Source organism: Aquamicrobium ahrensii (assembly GCF_040545755.1).
Classification (GTDB): Bacteria; Pseudomonadota; Alphaproteobacteria; order Rhizobiales; family Rhizobiaceae; genus Mesorhizobium; species Mesorhizobium ahrensii.
Window position 1 is genome coordinate 1 of sequence record NZ_JBEPMN010000039.1, and the last position, 1263, is coordinate 1263.

General features: G+C 61.7%; 1 protein-coding gene. It reads right to left on the bottom strand.

From position 1 onward, the window contains the following. Positions 1-61 precede the first annotated feature (61 nt). A protein-coding gene (locus tag ABID44_RS18655) for an IS3 family transposase (protein ID WP_378226852.1) occupies positions 62-1197 on the bottom strand; the annotation gives its coding sequence in 2 pieces (ribosomal slippage) (positions 62-945 and positions 945-1197; 1137 coding nt in all). Positions 1198-1263 lie beyond the last annotated feature (66 nt).

The following is a 1263-nucleotide window of genomic DNA, read 5'->3' on the forward strand; positions in this document are numbered from 1 at the left end:
TGAGGTGGACCCGTCTGGTGAGACAGCTTGGCGGCTTGGCTAAGGTGGATCGGGTTGGTTTCTACGCCGCCAATTGCTCCGTCATTTGTGCCGTAGCATAGACCTCGTCGGGTGTCCTGCCGCCAAAGGTCGAGTGTGGGCGTCGCTGGTTGTAGTAGTCGATCCAGGAGCCGATGCCGCTGCGCGCCTCGCTGCCGGTCTCGAAGGCATTGAGGAAGACGCACTCGTATTTGAGACTGCGCCACAGCCGCTCGATGAAGACGTTGTCCATCCAGCGGCCGCGCCCGTCCATGGAGATGCGGATGCCGGCATCCTTCAACGTCGTGGTGAAGGCGAAGCTGGTGAACTGCGATCCCTGGTCGGTGTTGAAGATGTCGGGCCTGCCGTGGCGGGCAATCGCCTCCTCGAGCGCGGCAACGCAGAAGTCGGCATCCATCGTGTTCGACAGCCGCCAGGCCAGCACCTTGCGGCTGAACCAGTCCATGATGGCGACGAAGTAGAGGAAGCCGCGCCGCATCGGAATGTAAGTCACATCCGCACACCAGACGTGATTGGGCCGCTCGATCGCCAGATGCCGCAGCAGGTAAGGATAGATGCGGTGCTGCGGATGCGGCTCGCTGGTCTTCGGAGCCTGGTAGATCGGCGACAGACCGATCTTGCGCATCAGCCGCCGGACCCGCTTGCGGCCGACGCACCAACCTTGACGCCGTAGGTGCCGCGCCATCTGCCTGGAGCCATACCAGGGCATTTCCATGAAGGCCTCGTCGATGATGCGCATCAGTTCGAGGTTCTCCGGGCTCTCGCCGGCAGGCTGTCGATAGAACGACGCCCGCGAGATCGAGACCAGTTCGCACTGGCGGCAGATCGAGAGCCGGTTGTGATCGGGATCAATCATCATTCTCCTCCGATCCAGGCTCAGCGATCGAAGGCTTTGGCCAAAAAATCCCGCTCAACGACGAGTTGGCCGATCTTGGCGTGCAGTTTCGTCACCTCGGCCTCCCGGCCGACCTGTGCATCCGCTGCCTTGTCGTCGAACGCCTTGGCCAGGTTCTCAATGGCCTGCCGTTTCCACTGGGTGATCTGGTTGGGATGAAGCTGGTGCTTCGTCGCCAGTTCCGAAATCGTCCGCTCGCCGCGGATCGCCTCAAGCGCAACCTTGGCCTTGAACTCGGCCGAGAACCGTCTGCGTGTCTTCATGCTGGATCGTCCTTTTCATCGGTCGATCCACCTTATGCCCCTGTCTCGGAAACCGGGACCACCTCA